The 24,945-nt window shown below is 65.5% G+C and carries 23 protein-coding genes; 10 read left to right on the forward strand and 13 right to left on the reverse strand.

What is annotated here, in order from left to right:
- Window position 1: 1 nt before the first annotated feature.
- From ACWF99_RS02710 to ACWF99_RS02725, 4 genes are read right to left on the reverse strand one after another with little or no spacing between them, the layout of a single operon-like run.
- Complete coding sequence (locus ACWF99_RS02710; RefSeq protein ID WP_452534237.1) at window positions 2-901, reverse strand: alpha/beta hydrolase; 900 nt, start codon at window positions 899-901, stop codon at window positions 2-4.
- A complete protein-coding gene (locus ACWF99_RS02715; protein WP_452534239.1) occupies window positions 901-1,134 on the reverse strand; it encodes a hypothetical protein in 234 nt (77 codons plus the stop codon). The genes ACWF99_RS02710 and ACWF99_RS02715 overlap by 1 nt, the downstream gene beginning before the upstream one ends.
- Before the next feature lie 53 nt (window positions 1,135-1,187).
- Window positions 1,188-1,883, reverse strand: coding sequence for an enoyl-CoA hydratase/isomerase family protein (locus tag ACWF99_RS02720; RefSeq protein WP_452534241.1), 696 nt, complete (start codon window positions 1,881-1,883; stop codon window positions 1,188-1,190).
- 32 nt (window positions 1,884-1,915) lie between these two features.
- The gene (locus ACWF99_RS02725) at window positions 1,916-2,629 is read right to left on the reverse strand and encodes an SDR family oxidoreductase (protein WP_379227101.1); all 714 of its coding nucleotides are present in this window, start codon (window positions 2,627-2,629) and stop codon (window positions 1,916-1,918) included.
- Between the two features lie 193 nt (window positions 2,630-2,822).
- On the opposite strand from ACWF99_RS02725, the gene ACWF99_RS02730 reads away from it, so the two are divergent.
- Both ACWF99_RS02730 and ACWF99_RS02735 read left to right on the forward strand, forming a co-directional pair.
- The gene (locus ACWF99_RS02730) at window positions 2,823-4,478 is read left to right on the forward strand and encodes a GMC oxidoreductase (RefSeq protein ID WP_452534243.1); all 1,656 of its coding nucleotides are present in this window, start codon (window positions 2,823-2,825) and stop codon (window positions 4,476-4,478) included.
- 31 nt (window positions 4,479-4,509) lie between these two features.
- Entirely contained in the window at window positions 4,510-5,208 is a 699-nt protein-coding gene (locus ACWF99_RS02735; RefSeq protein ID WP_452534245.1) for a TetR/AcrR family transcriptional regulator, read from the forward strand.
- 12 nt (window positions 5,209-5,220) lie between these two features.
- Here the strand turns inward: ACWF99_RS02735 and ACWF99_RS02740 are convergent, their stop codons facing one another.
- The gene (locus tag ACWF99_RS02740; protein WP_452534247.1) at window positions 5,221-6,075 is read right to left on the reverse strand and encodes a short-chain dehydrogenase/reductase; all 855 of its coding nucleotides are present in this window, start codon (window positions 6,073-6,075) and stop codon (window positions 5,221-5,223) included.
- Between the two features lie 56 nt (window positions 6,076-6,131).
- On the opposite strand from ACWF99_RS02740, the gene ACWF99_RS02745 reads away from it, so the two are divergent.
- Window positions 6,132-7,136, forward strand: a complete 1,005-nt coding sequence (locus ACWF99_RS02745; RefSeq protein ID WP_452534249.1) for an NADP-dependent oxidoreductase — start codon at window positions 6,132-6,134, stop codon at window positions 7,134-7,136.
- A 431-nt stretch (window positions 7,137-7,567) separates the two neighbouring features.
- Here the strand turns inward: ACWF99_RS02745 and ACWF99_RS02750 are convergent, their stop codons facing one another.
- Window positions 7,568-7,996, reverse strand: a complete 429-nt coding sequence (locus tag ACWF99_RS02750) for a nitroreductase family deazaflavin-dependent oxidoreductase (RefSeq protein ID WP_452534250.1) — start codon at window positions 7,994-7,996, stop codon at window positions 7,568-7,570.
- Entirely contained in the window at window positions 7,993-8,631 is a 639-nt protein-coding gene (locus ACWF99_RS02755; protein WP_452534252.1) for a TetR/AcrR family transcriptional regulator, read from the reverse strand. Before ACWF99_RS02755 ends, ACWF99_RS02750 begins: the two co-directional genes overlap by 4 nt.
- A 109-nt stretch (window positions 8,632-8,740) precedes the next feature.
- Between ACWF99_RS02755 and ACWF99_RS02760 the strand changes: the two genes are divergently transcribed.
- From ACWF99_RS02760 to ACWF99_RS02780, 5 genes are all read left to right on the forward strand, one after another.
- Window positions 8,741-10,159 carry a flavin-containing monooxygenase gene (locus tag ACWF99_RS02760; RefSeq protein ID WP_452534254.1) on the forward strand — a complete coding sequence of 473 codons (1,419 nt, stop codon included), beginning with the start codon at window positions 8,741-8,743 and terminating at the stop codon, window positions 10,157-10,159.
- A 34-nt stretch (window positions 10,160-10,193) separates the two neighbouring features.
- A complete protein-coding gene (locus tag ACWF99_RS02765) occupies window positions 10,194-11,438 on the forward strand; it encodes an NADH:flavin oxidoreductase/NADH oxidase family protein (protein ID WP_452534256.1) in 1,245 nt (414 codons plus the stop codon).
- Between the two features lie 17 nt (window positions 11,439-11,455).
- A complete protein-coding gene (locus ACWF99_RS02770; RefSeq protein ID WP_452534258.1) occupies window positions 11,456-12,256 on the forward strand; it encodes an SDR family NAD(P)-dependent oxidoreductase in 801 nt (266 codons plus the stop codon).
- A gap of 1 nt (window position 12,257) precedes the next feature.
- On the forward strand, window positions 12,258-13,037 hold the full coding sequence (locus ACWF99_RS02775) for an acetoacetate decarboxylase family protein (RefSeq protein ID WP_452534260.1): 780 nt from the start codon (window positions 12,258-12,260) through the stop codon (window positions 13,035-13,037).
- 387 nt (window positions 13,038-13,424) lie between these two features.
- Window positions 13,425-14,714: a cytochrome P450 gene (locus ACWF99_RS02780; RefSeq protein WP_452534262.1), complete on the forward strand. Its 1,290-nt coding sequence runs from the start codon at window positions 13,425-13,427 to the stop codon at window positions 14,712-14,714.
- A gap of 788 nt (window positions 14,715-15,502) precedes the next feature.
- Here the strand turns inward: ACWF99_RS02780 and ACWF99_RS02785 are convergent.
- The 5 genes from ACWF99_RS02785 to ACWF99_RS02805 form a co-directional block, all read right to left on the reverse strand.
- On the reverse strand, window positions 15,503-16,426 hold the full coding sequence (locus ACWF99_RS02785; protein ID WP_452534263.1) for an RNA polymerase sigma-70 factor: 924 nt from the start codon (window positions 16,424-16,426) through the stop codon (window positions 15,503-15,505).
- Window positions 16,427-16,605: 179 nt separating this feature from the next.
- Window positions 16,606-18,339, reverse strand: a complete 1,734-nt coding sequence (locus tag ACWF99_RS02790; protein ID WP_452534265.1) for an L-aspartate oxidase — start codon at window positions 18,337-18,339, stop codon at window positions 16,606-16,608.
- Between the two features lie 65 nt (window positions 18,340-18,404).
- Window positions 18,405-19,145, reverse strand: a complete 741-nt coding sequence (locus ACWF99_RS02795) for an SDR family oxidoreductase (protein WP_452534267.1) — start codon at window positions 19,143-19,145, stop codon at window positions 18,405-18,407.
- Window positions 19,146-19,251: 106 nt separating this feature from the next.
- Entirely contained in the window at window positions 19,252-20,298 is a 1,047-nt protein-coding gene (locus ACWF99_RS02800) for a ferritin-like domain-containing protein (RefSeq protein WP_452534269.1), read from the reverse strand.
- A gap of 398 nt (window positions 20,299-20,696) precedes the next feature.
- Window positions 20,697-21,584, reverse strand: a complete 888-nt coding sequence (locus ACWF99_RS02805; protein WP_452534271.1) for an exodeoxyribonuclease III — start codon at window positions 21,582-21,584, stop codon at window positions 20,697-20,699.
- Window positions 21,585-22,946: 1,362 nt separating this feature from the next.
- Between ACWF99_RS02805 and ACWF99_RS02810 the strand changes: the two genes are divergently transcribed.
- Entirely contained in the window at window positions 22,947-23,306 is a 360-nt protein-coding gene (locus ACWF99_RS02810; protein WP_387221700.1) for a helix-turn-helix domain-containing protein, read from the forward strand.
- 295 nt (window positions 23,307-23,601) lie between these two features.
- Here ACWF99_RS02810 and ACWF99_RS02815 read toward each other — a convergent pair whose 3' ends face one another.
- Window positions 23,602-24,288 (reverse strand): AbiV family abortive infection protein, encoded by a 687-nt coding sequence (locus ACWF99_RS02815; RefSeq protein WP_452534273.1) that lies wholly within the window; start codon window positions 24,286-24,288, stop codon window positions 23,602-23,604.
- Window positions 24,289-24,520: 232 nt separating this feature from the next.
- Between ACWF99_RS02815 and ACWF99_RS02820 the strand changes: the two genes are divergently transcribed.
- Window positions 24,521-24,724: a hypothetical protein gene (locus ACWF99_RS02820; protein WP_449992291.1), complete on the forward strand. Its 204-nt coding sequence runs from the start codon at window positions 24,521-24,523 to the stop codon at window positions 24,722-24,724.
- Window positions 24,725-24,945: the final 221 nt, after the last annotated feature.

Genomic DNA, 24,945 nt, shown 5'->3' on the forward strand with positions numbered 1-24,945 from the left:
TTCAGGCCTTCAGGTGTCGGGTGAGGAATTCGGTCTGGTCTGCGACCACAGCCTCGAACGGCTCGCCGAGGTAGATGTCGAAGTGGCCGGCGTCGTAGCGCTTGATCTCGTTCTTGGGTGCGGTGCGGGCGTAGGCGATCGTCTCGTCGGGCGGTGTGACCGAGTCGTGGTCGCAGATGCAGAACAAGATCGGCATCTGGACATCTTTTGCCGCCTTACCCGGGCGGTGCCAGGTGATGGTCGGCGCGACCCGAGCCGCGACCTCGTTGACGAACGTGCCGCCCTCAGGCACGAGTGCGAGGTAGCCGGGCAGCGCATCGGGCGCGTTCATCAGCGCCTTCTCCCCTGGCGCACCGGCGAGGGTGAGCAGGACCGGAGCCTTGCCTCTGACATGGGAGACAAGGTCGGCCGCGACGGCGGGAAGCACCCGCATCGTGCCCTTCGGGCCGAGCGCGCGTGCTGATGCGAGGCCGTCGGTGAAGGGGCACTGGGCGATCGCGGCGAGCAGCTCGGGATGGCGGGCGGCGACGATGACGGCGTGACCTCCACCGAACGAACTGCCCCACACGGCAACTCGGGTGTTGTCGACGTCGGGGCGGGTCTTGACGTGGGCGATCGCGGCGTCCCAGTCTGCGAGCTGGCGTTTGATCGACAACAGCTGACGAGGTCGGCCGGTGGAGTCCCCGAAATGCCGGTAGGTGAATGCCAGTGCGGCAATGCCCGCCTGAGCGAATCGTTCGGCAAAGGCGTCGAGGCGCATTTCCCGGGTAGCGCCGAGACCGTGGCCGAGAATGACGACGGGCGGGTTCTCTACACCGTCAGGCAGAAACAGCCAGGCCGCGCAGGTGTCGCCGCCCGACCCGAAGGTGATGTCGTGGCGGGTGACGGTATGGGACGTCATTACTGCTCCCGCGTGGTGGTTGTGGTGGGTGCGCCGGCACCGCGGGTGTTGCCGTGCTCGAGCACCTGTTCGTAGACGCCGGGCTGGTATAGCGGGAGTTCGCCGCTGGCGTCGGTGTTGGCGATGTAGTCGAGCATCAGTTCTTGGCCGATTTTCGACAGCGCGGTCGCGAGGAATTCCACCCGTTCGATGTGCAGCCCGTCTTCGAGATTCGACGAACCGCCGAAATACACCGCGCGTTTGATCGCCGCGCGTGACGACTTGGGCCGTGCCCCGAAGTATCCGGCTAGCTCGAATGCTCGATCGAGCAGTTTCTCAGGGGCGTGACATCGTCAACGGCGCCGATCTCCAACGCCTCTGTGGGGGTGAAGGGTTTGCCGGACAGGATCGCCGTGAGTGCCCGGTGGTTGCCGACCAGCCGGGGCAGGCGCTGGCTGCCACCGCCCCCGGGCATGATGCCGAGCAGGATCTCCGGCTGCCCGATGAAGTAGTCGCCGTCCGCCATGATGCGTAGGTCGTTGGCCCAACAGAACTCTGCGCCGAGCCCCAGTGCGGAACCATTGAGTGCGGCGATGAAGATCACCCCGCTGCGGTTCATCTTCAAGAATGTCTGATGAACTCGTTCGAGCTGGACGGCCGGCCACAGCGGACTCTTGCCGAGCACTGCCCGCATCCCGCCGACGTTGTTCACTCCCCTGGCCGCACGTGCCAATGTCGCGGCGCCACGCAACCCCACGGGTGGCACCGCGGCGCCGCCCTCCTGTAGCCACCGAACTTCGGCGTGGCTGACGAAGCGACCGGGATGGGTGCCCGTGAATACAACCGCGTTGATGTCGGGGTCCGCGTCAGCGCGGTCGACGAGTTGATCGAGTTGATCGGCGATGTCGTTGCCGAACAGTCCCAGTGGTCCGCCATCGACGTGTACCAGCAGCGCCGAACCACGGTGCTCGATGTCGAGGCGTCCTCGTACTTCTTCTGTCATCGCACCATCCCTGCTTCCTTGGCGTGCCGACTTCACTGCTGGCCGGCGAGCTGGGGGTAGACGACCTCGAGCGGGGCGCTGAGGCCTTGTTTGAGCTGCCGGGAGCCTTCGTCTGCCAGCACCTCGTACTCGCCGGCTTCGGTGGCGTCGAAGACCTGGTTCACCAGGTCCGCGGGGTCGAGTTTGGGGCCGGTGGCGTGCGCGGCCATGGGCGTATCGACATAGCCGACGTGGACTCCGACGACCTGGACCCCGGCCGGTTGCAACTCCAAGCGCAGGGAATTAGTCGATGACCACAGGGCCGCCTTGGTGGCGGAGTAGATACCGGCGACTGCCCACCACGACAGCACCGAGTGAATGTTGATGATCGCCGTGTTGCCGCCGTGGGCGGAGAGAATCGGCGCGAATCCGCGAGCGAGGAACAGCGGGCCGAGAAAGTTGGTCTCGACGTTGCGCCGGATCTCCTCTCCGGTGTGGGTGAGGATCCCCGGCGTGGATACCGATGCGCCCGCGTTGTTGATCAGGATGGTCACATCCGGTGCTGCCTGGACCGCCGCATCGATGGATTTCTGATCGGTGATGTCCAGCGCCAACGCGACGATGCGATCGTCGTCCCAGTCGCGCGGAGTTCGCGCCGTGGCGTACACCTTCGCAGCACCGCGAGCAAGGGATTCGCGGACGAAGTGGGTACCGATGCCGCCGTTCGCACCGGTGACGAGGACAACGGCGCCTTTGAGTGAGGTCATGGTTGTGCGCGCTCCATCTATCGAGTCGTGAAGTGCGTCGGTCGCGTACATGGGCTCGGATGGCCGAGCACATGCGTTCGACTCCGCACTGTGGACCGCCTTCCGCGTCCTGCGTCTTGGCGCATACGGATGGCTTGCCACTCGACAATAACGAAGTTATTGTGGAGGCGCAAGCACTCACAGGAGGCAGTCCATGGATACGTCGGCACCGGTCGAGAGCGATACCGAACGCCGAGGGCAGGAGTTCGATTTCGACTGGGTGGTGGTCGGTTCCGGCTTCGGTGGCAGCGTGGCAGCGCTACGCCTAACCGAGAAGGGATACCGCGTCGCGGTCATCGAGCGCGGCCGTCGGTACGCCGACGCCGATCTGCCGACGTCAGCCTCCGACTGGCGGCGGTTCCTGTGGGCACCGGCCATCGGATTGCGCGGCATCATGCGCAACATCCTTCTGCCACACGTGTTCAGCTCGAGCCAGACCGGCGTGGGCGGCGGCAGCCTGGTGTATGGGGGTGTGCTGTTTCGTGCCCAGCCCGGGTTCTTCGCGGACCCGCAATGGCGAGACCTCGGAGACTGGGATCGCGCGCTCGCACCTCACTACGAGACTGCCGAGCGCATGCTCGGCGTGCAGCAGACCCCCTGGGAGTCGGTGACGATGGACCTGACCCGTGCGGTGGCAGCGCGCTTCGCGAGCCCGGACGACTTCGCCCCCGCCCCTGTCGGGGTGTTTTTCGGCGAGCCCGGCAAGACTGTGCCCGACCCGTACTTCGGCGGCGAAGGGCCTGCGCGCACCGGGTGCACGCGATGCGGCGAGTGCATGATCGGGTGTCGCGTAGGTGCCGCCAATCGACTGACGAAGAACTACTTGTGGTTCGCGGAAAAACGCGGCGCGCAGATCCTCGCCGAGCGAAACGTCGTCGACGTCGCCCCGCTCGGGCCTGCCAGCAGTAGCGACGGTCGCGACGGATACCGAATCACGACCCGGCGACCAGGAATCGGGCCGCGTCGCGATCAACGCACACTCACCGCCCGCGGCGTCGTTTTCGCGGCAGGGGCAGTCGGGACCAACGAGCTGCTGGCGGACTGTAAACACCGCGGTTCGCTACCACGGATCAGCGACCGACTCGGCGAGTTGGTGCGCACCAACAGCGAAGCCGTCCTGACTGTTCTGCTGCCCGAAGACACGCAGACCTGGCGCGATGTCACTGCCAGTAGTCGGGTCCTCATCGACGGGGACACCCAGATCGAGTTGCTCACCTACGGGCCCAATGGTGACTTCATGCGACTGCTCTTCACCGTACTGAGCGGGCACGGCGACGGCCGCCGCCGAATCATCGAGTGGGCCGGAGAAGTGCTGAGCCACCCGAGACGATGGGCAGCGACACTGCGTCGCGGGTGGAGCCGACGCACGCTCATGATGCTCGTCATGCAGGCACGCGACAATGCGATCGCGTTCACCCCGGTCAGACGCCGCTTCGGTCGCGGCTACCGGCTCACCACGCGGATCGACGCGAAGCGGCCCGCGCCAACCCATCTCGCTATCGGCCACCAGGTGGCGGCCTGGCTCGCCGAACAGACCGGTGGTATCGCGCAAGCCAGTGTTTTCGAGGTTCTCGGCAACCGCCCCATGACCGCCCACGTGGTCGGTGGAGCCGTTATCGGGTCAACGGCAGAATCCGGCGTCGTCGACCCCCGCATGACGGTATTCGGCTACCGGAACATGATCGTGTGCGATGCCGCCGCCTTCCCCGCCAATCCCGGCGTGAACCCGGCGCTGACGATCACAGCGCTGGCCGAGCATGCCATGCAACATGTAGCGCACTGCGCCGACCGCGAACCAGCCACATTCTGACCAACCCTCGCGAATGGGACAATGACCGACTATGGCCGAAGCACCGCACCCGAAAGACACCCCGTCGAACGGCATCGCCGAACGCCTGATCGATGCCGCGATCAGGCTCCTGGCGACCGAAGGTCCGTCGGCGATCAAAGCACGCACCGTGGCCGCTGAGGCCGGCATGTCGAGCATGGTCGTCTACAACTACTTCGGCGGCGTACCCGAACTGGTGAAAGCCCTCACCGACCACGGATTCGACCAACTCGGTACTGCCTTCGCCGAACTCCCCAGCACCGACGACCCCGTCGCCGACCTCTTCTCGATGGCGCTCATCACTGTCACCTACGCCCGCGCCAATCCACACCTCTACGATGCGATGTTCGGTCTGTCCACTCGATCGACCTACCGCCCCGCCTCCGACAAAGACGTGCGTCTGGCAGGTCACTCTGCCGCCTTTCGATCGGCATACGCCCACATCACCGACGCCTGCACCCGGCTGATCGGTTCAGAGCGCGTCGCAGCGACCGATCCCAAGGCCGTAGCGGGCGCACTGTGGAGCTACGTCCACGGCTACATCATGTTGGAGCTGGCGAACCATTTCGACGAGTTCGATGACCCGGTCGGCCAGGTTCTCGTGCCGATGGGCGTCACCTTCTGCGTCGGTCTCGGCGACGACCCCAAGGCCGCGACAGCCTCTCACCAGATCGCGCTCACCCGGTCACGGACTACCTCGCCAGGCTCCTGAATCGGCCGCGGCTCATCCCTGCCGCCGAGCCTCGTGCGCGGCAATCTCCCGTTCGACCCGGGGTGCCCAGGTCGACGCGAAACGGCGCGCCCACAACCACCCAGCAGGCGAGGCAAGCGCGGCCTTGCCCCACCCGACCACACCGACCGCGCGCGGCACGTACACACGTGGACGCCGCGTGGTCAGGCCATCGACAATGGCGACCGCGGCCTTGTCGACACTCGTCGTGACATTGCCCGGATATGGCAGCCTGCGTCGCATCGCCGGAAACGACGGAATATCTCGGTCGATACTCCGCACAAGATCCGTTTCGATCCACGAGGGATGCAACACACCGACCGAAATTCCGAGGTGAGCGACTTCTTGCCGATAGGTGAGGGCGAGCATCTCCACACCGGCCTTGCTGGCCGAGTACGCCGACATCGACGGCAACGCCAGAAAGGACAGCGCGGATGCCACAACGCTCACGTGCCCACCCGACCTCGCCAGATGTGGTGTTGCGAGCTTCAGTGTCCTGAACGTGCCGGTCAGATTCACGTCCAGCACTCGCGCGAACGCCGCGTCCTCGGTCTGGCGTACAGTGCCGTAATCGACGATTCCCGCATTCGCGACGACCAGGTCGATCCCCCCGAGGTACTCGGCGGCCCCGTCGATTGCCCGCCGCAGCGCATTCCCGTCGCACACGTCAGCAGCAAACCATCGGCCATCGATGTCGTCGGCCAAGGTCGCGAGCCGGTCGGGCTCGAGGCCGAGCACCGCGACTCGCGCGCCACGCGCGGCCGCGATGCGTGCCACATGCTCGCCGATGCCTCTTGCCGCACCAGTTACCACCAGCCGCTTGTTCGTCAAATCCTGCTTCACACCCACATAATAACTTCGTTATCATGTGGGTGGCAACATCCTCAACAGTCAGGAGACCACCAATGAAGGCATTCGCGGTGACTGAATACGGACCCGATGGGCTGAAATCCGTCGATGTGGCGTTCCCTGCAGTCGGAGCCGACGACGTTCTCATCGACGTGCGGGCGGCGAGCATCAACCCGCTCGACAAGATGGTCCGCAACGGGGAGTTCAAACAGCTCCTCAGGTACAAGACACCATTCGTTCTCGGTCACGACGTTGCCGGTGTTGTCACCGCCCTCGGATCCGCGGTCCGCGACTTCAGTATCGGTGACGCGGTCTATGCCCGACCCCGCGACCTGCGCATCGGCACCTTCGCAGAGTTCATCGCCGTCAACCAAGCTGACGTAGCCCACAAGCCCGTTTCGCTCTCCTTCGCCGAGGCAGGCGCGGTTCCTCTCGTCGTACTGGCCGCGTGGCAGGCACTTGTCGACGTCGCCGACGTCAAGCCAGGACAGCGGGTGCTCGTACACGCCGGCGCAGGCGGCCTCGGCTCGACGGTCATCCAGGTCGCGAAGCACCTCGGCGCGTACGTGGCTACGACCGCGAGCACCGCAGACATCGACCGGGTCCGCAACCTGGGCGCAGACGAGGTGGTCGACTACACCAGCCAAGACTTCACCGACGTGATCGCCGGATACGACGTCGTCCTCGATTCCCTCGGCGACACCAACCTCGAGAAGTCCTTGACCGTTCTCAAACCCGGTGGCCTTGCGATCAGTGTCGTTGGCCCGCCCGACCCCGACTTCGCTTCGCAGTTGGGCAAGAAGTTGCTTCGCCCCATCATGAGCATCTTGAGCCGCAAGATCCGAGCGCAGGCCAAAACGCTCGGCGTTCGTTACGCGTTCTTCTTCATGAGAGCCGACGGTGCCCAGCTCGAGCACCTCGCGTCCCTGTATGACAATGGCGAGCTGAGGCCCGTTCTCGATCGCACCTTCCCGTTCGAGTCGACACTCGACGCCATGGCCTACGTCGAGCAAGGCAAAGCCAAGGGCAAAATCGTCATTACCCAAGACGGTGCGGCATAGCACCTCAGGACTCGTCGGCCGACAACCAGTAATCGCAACACTGATCGGCGGCAGATGCCGCAGCCCTTTCGACGATTATTCGACCGACGGGCGACAGACCGCAACCGAACACCTCCGCTGTCCGACTCAAGCGAACGCAGCGACACCCCCGCCCGCTTCGGTTTGCCATCGGATAGACAGCCGCGATGACCAGGCGTTTTCCGGTTGCCCTTGTTTTGTGTGTCCTGCTGAGGGCACCAACCTGCGCTGGATATATGCAGCTCACAGCGGTTGAAAGACAGCTAGATGCCAAATGCGCTGACCGTTAACGACGCGCCGATCGGTCGGCCGATTCGCCTTCCAGCGGCGCGATCACCTGGTAGCAGTGCCACAGGTTGCACGGGAACGGCTGCAGGCGTGTGCATTCGCGGGTCTCGGCACGACGGGTGGGGTCAGCGGGCGCGGAGTTCTACGATCGGCAGCGGGCGGGTGGTCTTTTTTTGGTATTCGGTGTATCTGCCCTTGTTGACCGCGTCGACGATCTTCCAACGGCGGTCGTAGTCGGGGTCGCCGGGCAGGGTGGGACGGGCGGTGACGCGCAGGCGGCGGCGGCCGATCTGGATTTCGTTGTCGGGGTTGGCTTTCAGGTTGGCCAGCCAGGCCGGGGGTTTGGGTGCGCCGCCATTGGAGGCGACTACGAGATAGGCATCGCCATCGCGACCATAGGTGAGGGCGCTGGTACGGGGCAGGGCAGTGCGGCGACCGACGGTGCGTAGCAGCAGGGTCGGATTGCCGAACAGGAGGCGGTGGCCCACCAGACCATCGGTGGTCTCGTAGATCCACTTATGGGCTCGCAGGACTGCGTGGTATATGTCGCTCACTGGGGTGCCTTCGGGTTGCGGAATGCCGGCAGGGCGGGAATGAGGGTGCTGGCGAATTCGCGAATCCGCTGCGGGGGAAAGGCTTCGGGGTCGGCCAGGACAAGGCGTCCGGCTTCCCAGAACAGGGCGTAGAGGGTACGGGCGGTGAGTTCGACATCGATCCCGGGCAGCCGCTCGGGCGGTGCGGCCGCTCTGACGAAAGTCACCAGAGCCGCGATGAAGGCTTGCCTGCCGCTTTCGAGCCGGCAGCGGAAGGCGGGGGTGCTGGCGTCGGCGATCAAGAAGATGGCTCGCCAGCGGTCGGGTGCGGCCAGTACTGCGGCGAGGAAGTGCTCAACGCTGTCCGACACGGCCTGGATCGGATCGCCCGCGGCGGCCGAGGGCACCGCTGTTGCCATCTGGGTCATGGCCGCGGTTTCTTCTCGGTCCAGTGAGGCGCGCAGCAGCTGTTCGGAGTCGGTGAACAGTCCGTAGATGACCGGGCGGCTGACGCCCGCTTCCTTGGCCACGGTATCGATGGACACCTTGTGCACGCCCTGCTCGACGATGACGCGCAGGACCGCGTCCAGGAGCTGTTCGCGTCGCTGTTCGGGGGCCATTCGCGGTGCGTACCCGCGGCCTCGTTGTTCGGTCATTCGCCTTCCACCTCCCTTTTCGCTCGGACGAGCTTGACATTCGCCCGCGTCCAGGCAAATACTACACTCACTGTAGCTACACAGACTGTAGCATTGATGGGAGGTCGCAATGGCGCGTCGTTACTGCATCATCGGGGCCGGATACACCGGATTGGCGGTGGCCAAGGCATACGCGGATCTGGGCTTGGATTACGACCATGTGGAAGCCACCGAATCGATCGGAGGCAACTGGTCGCACGGGGTGTACGACTCGACGTACCTGATCAGTTCCAAGGACGTCACCCAGTACGCGGACTATCCGATGCCCAGCAGCTACCCGGATTTCCCGAGCGCCGCGCAGATGCGTGACTACCTACGCGCGTTCGCCGCGGAATTCGGGCTGGACCGCCGGATCGAATTCGGCGCCTTCGTGGACGATGTCGCGCCGCTCGACGAGGCGGGCCTGGCGGGCTGGCGGGTCGAATTCGCGAGCGGGGAGGTTCGAGAGTACGCCGGAGTCGTGATCGCCAACGGGCACTACTGGGACGTCGACATCCCCTCGTATCCAGGCGAATTCACCGGCACGCAGATCCACTCCAAGAACTACAAGCGCCCGGCCGACCTGGACGGTCCGAGCGTGCTGGTAGTCGGGGCCGGTAACTCCGGGTGCGACCTGGCCGTGGAAGCCGCGGTGACCTTCGGGAATTCGGAGATCTCGCTACGCCGCAGCTACTGGTTCATCCCCAAGTATGTGCTGGGCATTCCGAGCAGCAAGTTCGATGTGGGTTCGATTCCGGTGCCGAAACTGGTGCAGGAGGCGGTTTTCCGGTCGATCGTCACCGTCGGGATGGGTAGCTTTCGGAGTTTCGGGTTGTCCAAGCCCACACATCGCATCTTCGATCAGGACTTGGTGGTCAACCAGCAACTGCCGTACTTCCTCAAGCACGGTCGCATTGCCGTTCGTCCCGAGATCGAACGATTCGATGGGCGCACAGCGTATTTCACCGATGGAACCAGCGGGGAATACGACACCATCGTGTGGGCGACCGGCTTCAAGACCACCTTCCCGTTCCTGCGCGAGGGCCTGTTGAACTGGGAAAAGGGTCAGCCGCGACTGATCTCGCACACCTTCGCGCCGGGGGTGGCCAACCTCTACTTCGCCGGACTGGTCGCGCCTCGCTCGGGTGCGGGCATGCTGTTGACCAACAGCGCCCGATTGCTTGCCGAGGCCTCGCTGCTGCAACAGCGCCTGCGCACACCGGTCGGTGATCTCTACGCCCACATTTCCAAGGCCTCGGGCGAAATCCTGGCAGGCGGCCCGGAATTGCGCTGGGACGTACTGCGCGGCCGATGGCTGGTGCGCACCTTGACCCAGTTATCTACCCTGCGCACCCTGCTGCCCGGTGCCGCTGAGCCAGCGCCCTTCGTGCCCACCGCACCCGCACCGCAGCAGCACTCATCGGAAGCACCCGAGCGCTCGTCCGCTACGCGCGCGCTGGCCGAGGTTGTCCTGCGCCCGATTCTCGCCGTCGCGCGCCACATCGCCTGACTCGAACCCTTCCACGACACCAGGAGCCCCGCACATGCCTCCCAAGAACCGCACCCCGCGCATCGCCGCAGTCGGCAGTCCGCTGACCCTGCCTTGTGGGGTCACCCTGCCCAATCGCATCGCCAAGGCCGCGATGAGCGAACAGCTCGCCGGGATCGACGGCGCACCCAGCCAGACCCTGACCCGGCTCTACCGCGCCTGGGGTCGTGGTGGCGCGGGTCTGCTCGTCACCGGCAATGTCATGATCGACCAGCGCGCCTACGTGGAGCCGCGCAACGTGACCTTGGCGGACGAGCGGCATCTCGAGGCCGTCGGCAACTGGGCGCGCGCCGGTTCGAGCGAGGGCGCGGTGATGCTGATGCAGATCAACCACCCGGGCCGGGTCGCGGTCGGCCCGCTGCATCGCCGTCCGGTCGGCCCCTCGGCGCTGCGCCCGCAGGCGGTGGGATTCAATCTGCGTAAGCCGCGCGAATTGACGCTCGACGAAATCGACGATCTGCGCCGCCGCTACGCGCGCACCGCGGAACTCGCAGTGGCCGCGGGCTTTGCCGGTGTGCAGGTGCACGCCGCACACGGGTATCTGTTGTCGCAGTTCCTTTCCCCGGTCGCCAACCAGCGCGGCGATGTGTACGGCGGCAACCCGGCGAACCGCCGACGCCTGTTGCTCGAGGTGGTGGCGGAGGTGCGCAAGGCCATCGGACCCACGGCGATTCTCTCGGTGAAGCTCAACTCCGCCGACTTCCAGTCCAAGGGGCTGGAAGAAGACGAGTCGCTCGATGTCGCCCTCGCCTTGGAGCAGGCCGGAATCGACCTGCTGGAGATTTCCGGCGGCAATTACGAGGCCCCAGCCATGACGGGGGTGGTGGCCGACAGCACCCGCGAACGCGAGGCATACTTCCTGCGCTACGCCGAGCAGTTGCGTGCACGTTCGGCCATGCCGCTCATGCTCACCGGCGGCATCCGCACCCTGGACTTCATCAACGATGTGCTGAGCCAGGGCGCGGTCGATGTCATCGGACTGGGTCGCCCGTTCGCCGTACGGCCCGATATCGCGGCCGACCTGCTCGCCGGTACCCGGGAACCCGAAACTCTGCCCACCGCGCCACGAATTCCGATGCCCGGTGCCGATCCGATCAACTCCTATCTCCAACTTGCTTGGCACGCAGGCCATTTCCGACGCATAGCGGCGGGCGAGAGCCAGGTCAGTGGGCGGGGTGCGGTTCGCACCCTGATCACCGCCGGTACCACCGTGAGCGCCCGCGCGCTCACCCAGTTCTGAGCGCTGAGGAGCCACCGATGAGCCTTCCCACCCCCACCCGCGATTCACGGGCCGTCATTACCGGAGCCTCCTCCGGCATCGGCTACGCACTTGCCGAAGCCCTTGCCCAGCAAGGGTATTCATTGATACTTGTCGCCCGTCGCGAGGATCGCCTGCGTGTACTGGCCGCTCGGCTGGCCGCGGACTACGGCGTCGAGACCGAGATCCGCGCGGTCGATCTGGCGCAACGCGATGAGCGCGCGACACTGTGCGGCGAACTCTCCGGGCGCGATATCGCCGTGCTGTGCAACAACGCAGGTTTTGCGACCTATGGTGAGCTGGCGACCGCACACCCGGCCCGGGAACGGCAACAGGTCGAGTTGAATTGCGTCGCGGTGCACGATCTCACGCTGGCGGTGCTGCCCGGCATGGTCGAGCGCGGTGCGGGCGCGATCCTGATCACCGGTTCCACCGCGGGCAATCAGCCCGGGCCGCACAATGCCACCTACGCCGCGTCGAAGGCCTTCGCCAATACCCTGGCCGAATCGCTGCACGGTGAACTCGCCGGGACCGGTGTGCAATGCACGCTGCTCGCCCCAGGGCCGGTCCGCACCGAATACGCCGAGGTCGCTCAGGCACCGAACCTGGACCGCATGGTTCCCGGCCCGCTGTGGGTGAGCGCGGATCAAGCTGCGGCGCAAGCGATCACGGGTATGGCCGCCGGTCGCCGCCGCGTGATCCCCGGCGTCTTCGCCAAGGTGCAGACCCTCGGCGGACAGTACACACCGCGCGGGCTGGTCGGCCCGATACTGCGCACCGTGTATCGAAAGGTGAAATGAGATGGGCTGGGAACCCGCTATTCGTTCCGTGGGGCGTTCCCTCGGCGCAGACCTGGACCGCCTACGAACCATGGCCGACCCGCGACAGAGCCTCTACCGGGATGCCCACTACTTCAGTGCCACAGTAGAAATCGACCCCGACCGTATGAAGCAGTGGCTGCCCGCCGGGGTGCAACTGGCCGAACCGGCCCGCGCCGACTTCTTCACCGCCTGGTTTCCGGACAACAACTTCGAATCGCCGGGCTACCACGAGGCCGGACTGTTCGTGCACATAAACACAGTGCAGGGCACCGGAATTCATTGTCCGTGGATGATCCTCGACGATGACGTTGCCCTCATCATCGGCCGTGAACTGCTCGGCTACCCGAAGAAACTCGGCGAGATCGACTGGACGCTCACCGACACCGGGATTCACGCCGAGGCCACTCGACGCGGGCACACACTGCTCAGCATGGGCGGACGCCTCGGCGAGGTCATCTCCGATCCGCCGCCGATCCTGGCGCGCCCGCACCGCAATATCGTCGGGATCACCGGCCTGTTCCCGTCCTGGCTGGTGGCCTTCACTCCGCGTGAAAGCGTCATCGAGGTCCGGCGGATCGAGGACTTCGCCCTGGAACTATATGGCTCCGAACGTGATCCGATCGACCAGATGGGCATCGGCCGGGTGATCGAAGCCCGGCTGCACCGAGTGGACCTGCTCGGCGCGTGGGTGCCGCCGATTCCCTTGCGGCCACTGACTCCGCTGTTCACCATGACTCGCCTGCGTCCTCGGGTCCTGTGACCACCGGATACCCGGCCGGCCACCGAGGAGACTCGCATGAGCATCGCCGCACGCCTGAGCACCGAGCCGATCGCCCACTACAGTGCCGCAGCCGGATATCAGCCCGCATCAACCTGTGGCAGCGGCTTTCCCGAACGCGAAGCTGCTGGCCCAGCGTGCCGAGCTGGAAGCCATGGCCGACCTGCACCCCTTCCAACGGCCCTGGTACCAGCCCGCCACCTTCGTCGACCTGCCACCGGAGAGGATTCTGCCCCTCGATGGCAGCGTGATTCACGTTTCCTGCAGTTCTTTCCCTCCAGCGAGCTGACCGGGGCGCTCGAGAACCCCGGCACCTCGCCCACCTTCACCCACCGCGCCATCGGGCACGGTTGACCCATCGGCGGAACCATGACCACCACACCCAATCCGGGAATCTTCGCCAGCTTGCTGGATCCCGCGCAGCGTGCCGACCCCTATCCCCTCTACGCCCAGATCCGTGAGCAGGGACCGATCCGGCTCGGGAACACGCCCGTGGTGGTGCTGTCGGCTTACCGCGACTGCGCGGCGGTGCTGCGTGACCGAGCGGCCTCAGTGGAGAGACATCACGCCTCGATTCCCATGGGCCCCACGCCGGTTCACGACCTCGCCGGAACCTTGTCCAGCGAGCTCAGCGGCACCGCCTCCATGCTGTTCCGCGATCCGCCCGACCACACGCGCCTGCGGCGGCTGGTAGCCAAGGCCTTCACCCCCGCCGTCGTGCGCGGTCTCGAACCACGCATCACCGCCATCACCGACGCCGCTCTCGATCGCGCCGCCGAGCGCGGTGAACTCGATCTCGTCCAGGACCTCGCCTACCCGCTCCCCATCACGGTGATCTGCGAACTGCTCGGCGTTCCGCTGCGCGACGAACCACAGCTGCGGCGCTGGTCCACGCTGCTGGCGCGAGCCTTGGACCCGGTCTCGGCCACCACCGCCGGGCGCACCGAAGCCACGACAATGGTCCGTGCGAACAATGAATTACACGAGTATTTCGAACAACTCGTGCGCCACCGACGCACCCGGCCCAGCAATGACCTGCTATCGGCACTCATCGCCGCCGAGGAATCTACCGACACCCTTACCCACGACGAGCTCATCAGCACCTGTGCCCTGCTGCTCATCGCCGGCCACGAAACCACGGTCAACCTCATCGCCAACACCGCGCTCGCCCTACTACGCCCAGGACACCGCCATCAACTCGCCGATCTGGGCACCGCCCCGGCGTTCACCGGAGCCGTGATCGAGGAGAGTCTGCGCTATGACCCACCGGTGCAGCTGGTTCCGCGCATCGCCCGCGACGCCATCACCCTCCCGAACATCGACATCGCGACCGGTGATCTGATCGTCATGCTCATCGCCGCCGCCAACCGGGATCCCGACGTCTTCACAGATCCGGACAGATACGATCCCGCCCGCGGCGACCGACACCTGGCATTCGGTCTCGGCCAACATTTCTGCCTCGGCGCTCCACTTGCCCGTCTGGAAGCCACCGTCGCCCTGACCCGTTTCGCGCGCCGCGTACGCGACCCCCGCCTGGCCGGCGACCAGATCGCCTACCGCGAACATGTCACCCTGCGCGGCCCGGCACGGCTGCCCCTCACCTTCACTTCGATCGCACCTGCGACTCGGCCCGACGGCCACACAGAGCCTGCTCTCTGACCGGTCAAAAGGCCTGAACGGAACCTGGCTACAACCGAGCCAATCTCCGGCATAGGTCGGCACCCAACGAGCAAGCAGGCCATGCCGCGTAGAGGGACCCCACGCCGACGCCGAAAGGGGGCCTGATCAGGGGAACACGAGGCGTCGCCAATGTCGCTCAGATCCGCGGACGGTCATCCATCGGCAGCACCAGACACCATCTCGGCGACGGGGTAATCGGGGGCCAGCTCAAGTCTCCACCGGGATGGCCGAGATTGCTGCTCGAGATCGGCAGACTGCCGTCAGCACAGCCGCGCTGTCCGGCGAAGACGATCGTTGTCGATGTGCGGCTCCACGATGATCGGTGACATCCCGGGCCTCGGCGGATCGGGCGCCGTTCCCAGGGTCAGGCCCGAGGGTTCACGGCGAGCGTCCGCCACCGCCGAGGTATCCGTCCAGGCGCGGTCAACACGTGTCCACCGCGTGCCCTCTACGAGTCCAGGTTGATCGCTCCCCACACCCAACGGCGCCCCGGCGGTCCGGTGACACCGATCAAGTACGCAGGCACCTCGGATGGAACGTCTTTCCACCACTTCTCCGCCCCATCGCCCACCGTCTACGGATCCGGTCATAAGTGTTGATGACCTTGCGACACGCTCCCAGATCGGTCAGAGCCAGCCGGGGTGCCGATCCCTTGCGCGGCCCGAGGTTGGTGAAGTTCGCCGAGCTGATGTACACCGCGACAGCACCACCGGCGTCGGCCAGATATTCGTGGTTGCCACAGTCGCTGACCCTGGGCCGATGATGTTTCACGGCGCGGCGGAGTCCCCCGGAACAGCGACGACATGGGCGATGTGACCGAGCTTGGCGGGGTTGAACACCCAATAGAGCCGGTCGATGCTCTCGTCGTCGGCCGCACCGACCCCGAGCCAGGCGATGGGGGCTCCGTCGCGGCTGATCACCACCGACGCACGACCATTGGCGTCGACCCAATCGATGGCGACCCCGGTCCAGAAGTGTGAGGCGAACGCGGCCACGTACTTCGCCACACGCGTCCGTCCGAATACCGGAATGCGCGAGGCATTGCGCACCACGCCGCCGCCGTCGGAGTAGCTGGCGACATCGGTGGCGAAAAGCGCCTCCAGTTCATCGAATTCGCCGGCGCGCGCGGCATTCAGGAAGGCAGCGAGCAGACGTCGCTGATGCACGGTGTCGACTGATACCTGCCGGTCGGACTCGATGGCCTGGCGTGCCCGGCTCACCAGCTTCCGGGCGGCCGGTTCCTTGATGTCGAGGACTTCGGCGATCCGGCCGTAGGGGTAGTCGAAAGCTTCCCGCAGGACGAACGCCGCCCGCTCGGTCGGCGTCATCTTCTCCAGGACGACCAGGACCGCGGTCTCCAATGCCGCGGCACGCTCCGCGCCGAGCGAGGGATCAGCACTGGTGTCCACGGGCTCGGGCAGCCACGGGCCGATGTAGGTTTCCCGACGGACCCGCGCGGTCTGCGTGGCATTGATCGCCTGCCGGGTGGTCATGGTGACGAGGAAGGCCTCCACATCACGCACGGAATCGCGGCCGGCGTAGGACTGCCACTTCACCCAGACGTCCTGGACGATGTCCTCAGCGTCGGCAACGGTGCCGAGCATTCGGTAGGCGATGCCGAACAGCCGTCCCTTCTGCGCGGAGAAGTCGTCGACTGCTTTGCCCAGGTCGGTACCCGCGGGTCCACTCATCGCGCGGTCGTTCCGACGCCACCGGCAATCGCGTGATTCATATCCCCCGCCTCGATTCGGCCACCATCTCCCACGACGTTACTCGCGCCGGCCGTACGCGGGTGGCGTGGCACGCGGCAACAACCCCTCTGAGCGAGCGGCACCGGACAGCGGGCGGCTTGTGCGCCCACACGACGCCGTCATTCGACCAATTTGCCTTCCGTCGATACATCTCGCATAAGCCGGGCGATTCCGTCGGGGATCGCGGGGATCTCCTCGCGTTCGAGCTTGCCGGGACCCGACCACACGAGATTCACCCGCAGCGCCGGATCCAGGTCGGGGTAGTCGGACCGATTGTGGCAGCCACGGGTTTCGCGCCGCTCCAGCGCGGCTTCCAAGGTGGCGCGTGCGGCGAGCACCGAGGACTTCAGATCGAAGGCGTGCGCCAGATCCTGGAACCCGGCGGCGTCGGGGTGCACGCCGATATTCGTCATGCGGTCCTCGACCTCGTCGAGTTCGGCCAAGCCTGCCCGAATCCCGGTCTCGTCGCGCACCACGCCGGCGTGCTCGGTCATGGTGTCGCGCACGGCGCGTTGCTGGGCCCGTACGTTCTCCTGCCCGTCGACCGCCAGCAGCTCATCGATCTCGGCGCGGGCCTCGACGAGCGCACTGTGGGACCGACGCTGTGCGACCAGCTCGGCCGAGTACCGCGCTGCCGCCTCGCCGACGATCCGGCCGTAGACGAGCAGTTCGATCAGCGAGTTGCCGCCGAGCCGGTTGGCGCCGTGCAGGCCGCTCGATGCCTCGCCGATCGCATAGAGGCCCTCGACGCCGGTACCGTGATCTTCGGAGCGAACCCACACTCCGCCCATGGAATAGTGTGCCGTCGGCGCGATTTCGATCGGATCGCGAGTGATGTCGAGCATTTGCAGCTCCAGCATCGTCTGGTAGACGCGCGGCAGTCGCCGCATGATCGTTTCGCGAGGCAGGTGCGAAACATCCAGCCAGACAGCACCGTTCGGCGTTCCTCGACCCTCCTTGATCTCGGTATAGGCGGCCAGCGCGACCCGGTCGCGGGTCGAGAGCTCCATGCGTTCCGCGTCGTAGCGCCGCATGAAACGCTCGCCCGCGGCGTTGCGAAGAATGCCGCCTTCTCCCCGTGCGGCTTCCGATACCAGTGTCCCGGCCGCGTTCTCGGGTTCGATGAGCCCGGACGGGTGGAACTGCACGAGCTCCGGGTCCCGAATCCGGCCGCCCGCGAGTACGGCGAGCCGGAACGAATCACCGGTGTTCTCGTCACGTCGGGAGGAGGTGCGCCGCCAGATGCGGGTGTGCCCACCGGCAGCGAGGATTACCGCGTCGGCTCGCAACACGTAGCGCTCGCCACTGTCGAGATCGAAACCGTAGGCGCCGAAAACCACGTTGTCTCGCACCAGGATTCGGGTCACGTAGCAGGTATCGATGATCTGGATGCCGAGCTGCGCGGCCCGGTTCACCAGGGTCCGCTGGATCTCGAGGCCGGTGTAATCACCGGCGAACGCGGTGCGCCGGTAGGTGTGCGCGCCGAAGAATCGTAGCGAGATCCGGCCGTCGGATTCGCGAGCGAACGGCATCCCCCAACGCTCGAGATCCTCGATTCCGCGCGCGGCGTTCTCGGCGACCACCTGGGCGGTATCGGGGCGCGCCAGCAGGTAGCTTTCGGTGATCGTGTCCGCCGTGTGCTGCTGCCAGCTGTCCTCGACGTCGATGGTCGACAGTGCGGCATTGATGCCGCCGGCGGCGAGAGTGGTGTGCGCGTCCGCCTTCGGCCGCTTTCCCACCACCAGGACGTCGATGCCGCGCTCGGCCAGTTCGATCGCCGCACGGAGGCCGGAACCGCCGGTGCCGACGACGAGCACCGACGTCGCGATCTGACGTTCGTCGGATGTGAGCATCGCTTCGTTCCCTTCCGAAGGGGGTAGTTCGCGCGGGCGGGCCGATCGCCGCCCGCGCGAACAGTTCAGTTGCTGGTCAGCCACTCCGACAGCCGCGTCTGCGCCAGTTGCGCATCGCTGCCGGGCAGCAGCTCGCGCTGCGGCACCGCCCCGAAATACCGGGCCTCGGGATCGGTGACCACCGTGCGCGCATCCGACCGCGCGCTCAGCACGGTGCGGATCCATTCGTCGAGGGCGATGACCTCCGGGCCGCCGACCTCGATGGTCCCGTTCTTCGGCTCGCCCGCCGCCGTACGTCCGACAGCGGCAGCCACATCGTCCGCGGCCATCGGCTGCATACTGGAACCCGGCAGCCGCACCTGACCGTCAACGGTCGCGGAATCCGCTATACCACCGGCGAATTCGAAGAATTGCGTGGCGCGCACGATCGAGTACGGCAGACCCGATCCCGCGATCAGCTCCTCCTGCGCCACCTTCGCCCGCCGATACCCGGAATCCGGCAACCGTTCCGAACCCACCACCGACAGCGCGACGTAATGCCCGACACCGGCCGCGGCAGCGGCCTCGAGCAGGTTCGTCGTGGAGGTCCGGAAGAACTCCATCACGTCGTTGTCGGCGAACGACGGCGAATTGGAAACGTCGATCACCACGTTCGCGTCCTGCAGTACTTCTTTGACTCCCTCACCGGTGAGGGAGTTCACGCCGGTATTGGGTGCGGCCGGAACCGCCTGGTGGCCGTGCTCACCGAGTCGTGCGACGAGCTTGGAACCGATCAGGCCGGTGCCGCCGATGACGACGATCTTCATGCTCATTCCTTTCGTTCGGACATTGCGCGGGGTTCGCGAAACTCCGCTGTACCAAGGACAGGGCAGGCGGTGATTCTGTGACAGTGCTGGTGCCGAGGCCGTTCGACTACGCTCGATCCTGCGGCGCGACGTACTCGAAGGTCGGGCCCGCGGTGGTGCGGCCGTCACCGCTGGGCATCTTCATGAGCGCTTGGGCCTGGGACTTCAACGCGTACATCGTCCCCACCGCGTCCCGCATCTGCGACGGGCTGCCGTTGAAGGTGTCCTCCAGCAGGTACAGCAGCAGGCAGTAGGTGTTGTTGAATTCCACCTGCGCGCGGCGGACCGCGCTGTCTTCCGGATAGTCGGCGGTGCGGGGGTTGGGGCGCATCGGCAGCACTTTGTCGGGGTCGAACAGGATCGGTTCACCAGTGGGCCCGGACTGCGGGGTGTCACCGAGCTGGAACCGCTTACCTTCCTTCAGTTCGAGGAAGCGATAGTAGTGGGCGACCTCGTCGCGATCGGGATGGAAGACGTCCTTCTCGCCGTCCCACACCTCGGTCCGCGCCGCGCCTTCGCCCTGCTCGACGATCTCGGCCAGCGCCGTCAGCGCCGACTTCAGATCGTGCACCGAAACGACCTGTCCGCCACCGCTGTTGAAGTGCATCTCGTTGAGCTGCCGACCGGGGTCGCCGCTGAACACGACGTCCTCGCCGAGGGTGTCGACCAGCGTGACGAGACCGAGTTCGACAGCCGCGTAGAACTGCCCGATCGTGTGATAGCCGTCGGATTCGGGCAGCGCGTCCGCCGAGGCGGGCCGTTCGATGTTCAAGAACAATTCGAGAGCTTCGGAACCGAACGGCGCGAGCTGTATCCGTACGGATCGATCGCCGTGCGGCAGCGGATGCGGATACGCGGGCAGCAATTCGGGCGCGTCGAGCTTGGGCTCGCCACCTACCGCGTTGAGTAGATTCGCCGCCAGCGCCAAGTGCAGCATCTCCTCGACGAATACGCTGCTGATGACCTGTGCCGCTTCGGCATTGGCGCCTTGCTCCAGCGAATACAGGGCGCACATGTACGGCGGTATGGTCGCGTGCTCGAGCTCGATCGCCCACTGCAGATGGCGACGCAGATCGTCCATTGTCTCGATGGCGTGACCCGTGCTGATGTCCATAATCGAACCTCGTCTCGACAGGTGTTCATGTGGTGTCGACAACTAGGACAATGCGTCCGGGAGATCTGTGACAAGAACTTGCGACTCGCCGTCGCAACACCGGGCCGAGCTCGCGGGGCTAGAACACGGCGATCGTTTTCGGGTCCGGCGGCGAGAGTAAGCCGCTGAAACACGACCCAACCAAAACGCGGGTAATCGCGGGGCCAGACACAATGAAACAGGTCAGGCCCGGTCTTAGACCGGGCCCGACCTGTAATTTCTGTGGAGCTAAGGGGACTCGAACCCCTGACCCCCACGCAGCGGTTGGTGCTGGAGCTCAGATCGAGTAGCCATCGACTATGACCAGGCGTTTTCCAGTTGCCCATGTTTTGCGTGTCCTGCCGAGGGAACCAGACTTCTCAGTCAGGCATTGCCGAGTAGGTCACCACGAGTGGGGCGTGATCGGAGAGCCGCTCAGCGGGTGACGGTTCCTTGTCGACGACGACAGACGTGGCGAGGCGGGCGAGACCGGGCGTCGCGAGTTGGTGGTCCACTCGCCAACCCACATCCTTGGCGAACGATTGACCCGCCCAACTCCACCAGGTGAGTGGACCCGGGCGGTCGCCGTGCACCTGTCGCACCACGTCGACGAGCCGACGCGTGCCGAGAATCGAACTGAACCACTCGCGGTCGGCAGGCAGGAATCCGTCCATCGTGCGGGCGGCACGCCAGTTGGTCACATCGTGCCGGGTGTGCGCGATGTTCAGATCCCCGGTGAGGACGAACTCGCGTCCCGCGCTCAGCGCCGCGAGCCGGTTCCGGTGCACTTCGCGGGCGAACGCCGCGAGGAACCTCTGCTTGCGTTCGTACTTGACCCCACCGTCGGGCTGTTCGCGCATAGATCCCGGGCGCTGGAGATGCGAGGGCAGACCACCCTTGGGGAGATAGAGACAGGCCACCGTCACCGGTCGGTCGGCCAGGTCGACCTCGATATAGCGTCCCTGTGCGGCGAACTCACCGAGTCCGCGGGCCCTGGGTGGGTGGGTCACCCACGTCCGCACGGCAGCGGCGGAAACCCTCGTCAGTACTGCCACACCGTTACGACCGGCCACGGAACCCACGTCCACCGCCGCCGAATAGCCCGGGAAGGTGCCCACATCAGATGCGGGACAACGTAACTCCTGCAACGCGACCACATCGACCGACCGCGCCCGCAACCACTGGTCGAATCCACGACGACGTGCCGCGCGGATTCCGTTCACGTTGAATGTGGCGACAGTGAGAGAATCAGCGACCGACGAACCCATGGCAACACTGTGCCGGAGTCCCCCGTCACCCGCTCGGGCAGCTCCGGTACGCGACCTCGGTGGGGCCGGGGAGGTCGGCGAACTGGTTTCCCTCGCGCAAGCCGATGGATGGGACATGTGTTCTCGCCTCCCCCAACGGCACTCGGTTTATCGACGCCGAAGCACCCCTCGCAACAGGTGATGGATCCAGGATTTCTAGCTCCCACCCATGTCCCAGGTTGGACGCTGGTGTCCAGTAATCCCCCATCCGGGTCACGGGCTACCAGCTTCCATCGCCGGTGTGTCTACGATTCTTCTACGATTTGCAGACGTGCTTAAGCAGGAGCTACCGGGAAACGACGGGTAGCTTCAGGGCTGCCAGATAGTCATCTGCCTGCGGAAACAGAGAAATCATGGGAAGAGTCGGGCAGCTTCGGGGAACCTGCGGAAACGCTGTGCCGACTTCATGACGCACCGAGAGACCCACAAGATCAGACTAGGCCGGTCCCGACCGTGCCCCGCTCGGGCGGCGGATGCTCGGCGCGGCGCGTCCCACTCGGCCGCAGCGAATGCCTACAGGGGTCCGACGGTAAGCCCTGAAATCGCTTTGACCTGCGTGGAGAAGGCACGCTTCATCCTCAATGTCGTTCAGTTCGAACGACGAGGAGATACCGGTGATCGATCAGGTGATGGGCACGGCGACAGCGCTGGGCTTGATAGTGCTCGGCTTTGCCACCGAGCAGGTGCTGGCGTGGGTGTGGTCACGGGCCCGGAATCGGGTACGGCAGTCATACACCCGCCGACACCGCAGGAAATCGGAGTAGCCGCCGTACCGGATCTCGACCATGGCGAGAGCCGTGAGCGAGATCCGGATCCTCGCCTGCCCCACGGACCAGGTGACGGCCGTCGCGGCTAAGCGCGTGCTCTGCGAGGACTGCCGAGGGCACCGAAAAGGCCATTTCAGCGCGGTGCAAAAAACCTATCGTGGTGGGTGTAGACATTCTGGAAGTTGGCGTATACAGTCGCTCTCGTTCCGATTGAGAAGTCAGATGGCCGGGCAGGTGAGCTGCCCGGGACAGTTCGACCGCTTCGCTTGGCGGAGAAGAGAATCCGGTGCAGTCGGCCGGACCGCCGGCGAGGCGATGAAGCAAGGCAAGTGCAGTACCAGCAAGTGCAGTACCGCAGGAAGAACCCGACGATCCAGGAGGTGGTTGGCCACTGAGTAGTCCTCTACCAGTTCCGCATCCTGGAAGTTTCGGATGCGAAGTATCAGACCGGGCCACCATGGCCGGTGAACACAGTTGAACTCAATCCCCCAGTCGTAAATCAAGGCCCCGGCGCACAGCGCGCCGGGGCCTTGCGGCGTTGAACCCGAGAGGCCCTGTGCAGCACCCGAACACCCCTCCCACCGACGGCACCAGCGCGGCGGACAAACTCGACGACGACACCTATCCCGCCTACAGCATGGGACGCGCCGCGGAGATCCTCGGCGTCACCCAGGCGTTCCTGCGCGGCCTCGACGCGGCCCGGCTGCTGACTCCGCAACGCTCCGAGGGCGGGCACCGCCGCTACTCGCGCTACCAACTGCGTATCGCCGGGCGTGTGCGCGAACTCGTCGATGCAGGCAACGCCCTCGACGCGTCGTGCCGGATCGTCATCCTGGAAGATCAGCTCGCCGAAGCGCAGCGCATCAACGCCGCCCTGCAGCACGAACTCGACGACCGCGACACCGACCCCTCATAGGTCCGAACCGGTTACGGCGTTTGCAGTTCGCTTGGGGGGTTCCGAACGTGTCGGGGCGGTTGGGCAAGTCGCTCCCGTCCCCGATGATGACCATCCGCGTCGTCTCGGCCGTCGAATCCCTGTGTGAGGGGTCGGTTTCCGTAGCGCTCACAACTCTGCGAACGGCCCTTCGAGGAAGGCGACGCCCGGTCTCGGGTCGGATCGACCCGAGACCGGGCGGGCCAGAAACTCGTGGCAGCTACATCTGTGATGGGTAGGCGCCCTCGACGGCGATCGCGTAGGTCAGCTTCCCGATTCAAGACTCGTCTGCTGCCGCCGATATCGCGTCGATGAACTCGGCGAACTCTTCGGGGTGCGCGATCGGCGTCAGTTCGCTCTGAAGGTCGTAAGTGGAGTCGTAGGGCTGGTCGCCGTCCCTCATCCGGGTGTGATCGCTGATCAGCGCCATCTCCGCGAGCTGGGCCACGACCTGCAACTCGCTCAGGACAGGGTCGAGCTCGACATCGAGCGGAGAGCCGAACCGCCCGCCCCTGCCAGCCGCGGAGGCGACATAGAACCCTGCTTGCTTGTCGCTGTTTAGCTGGTCGACCTCGGCCAGGCTGCTCAGTGGCGGGATGTCGGTGTAGTCGCCCCAAAACGGGCCCAGCCCTCGGCTGTAGCTGTCGGTGGCCGCAATCTTGCTCAGGTGGCTGGTCGAGAAGCTGAGGTGGTGCTTTGGGAACTCGCACACACCCTGGCCCTTGTTCCAGCTGAGGTACCCGGTGTTGTAAACCGCGTTGGCCCGCGCGAGTTCCTCGCGAGCCAAGATCAGCAACGACCGTGCCCGCCCTGTCGAATCGTGCGCGAGCAGGGTTTGAGCATCACCGATCAACCCGACCACGTTGGCCATCAGCGCTCGCCAGTACCGGCGCGATACCTCCGGCTTCATCTTCACTCCCATTCCCGCATGATGGCCTACCCCGCCGACATGGTGCAGCAACATTTGTTGTGCGCGGTCCAGCGCGTAGCGCTGCGAAACTGGCCGATGCTGACTGGTGTCGCCTCGCCACCGTTGCGGCGCGATGGGTGTGTGCCTTCACGAAGCGCAAGCTGGATGCTTTTGCACCCCTGGTCGTTACCGTGCGCGTCGCGCGCTCGAAAACTGTTCTGACCAGCGATCCGCAGACAGGCGGGCGTGCCACACCAACCATCGGATCGCGATAGAGGAGAACACCATGAACCTGTCCTGGATGGACTCGGTGAAGGACGCGATCAACAACAACAGCACGGTCAGAGCTCAGCAGGTCAGGATGCTCGAAGACATCCGCGAGACGATCAGGCCCGAGCTCGACAAAGCCGAGCAGCTGATGGCGATGAAGATGCAGGGCCCTGACATTTCCTGGATGTCGCGCCTGAGCGGGCGACGACACAGTCTGTAGTCGTCATGCCGGGGTGCTGCACCGGGCTGGTGCAGCACCCCGGTGTTCGGTAGCGAAGTCGGGATCAGCGAACAGCTTGCAGGCGAAGAGGATGCTTACCCGGAAGTCGCCGGAGACCGGCCGGCCTCTTCACGGTCCGCCATGACGGTCCGACCTCGATGAGCGAGAAGCTGAACCAACACTGGGATCGGTTCGCCAAGCAAGCCCAGTGGGAGACCGAA

This window comes from Nocardia sp. NPDC055002, assembly GCF_053608825.1.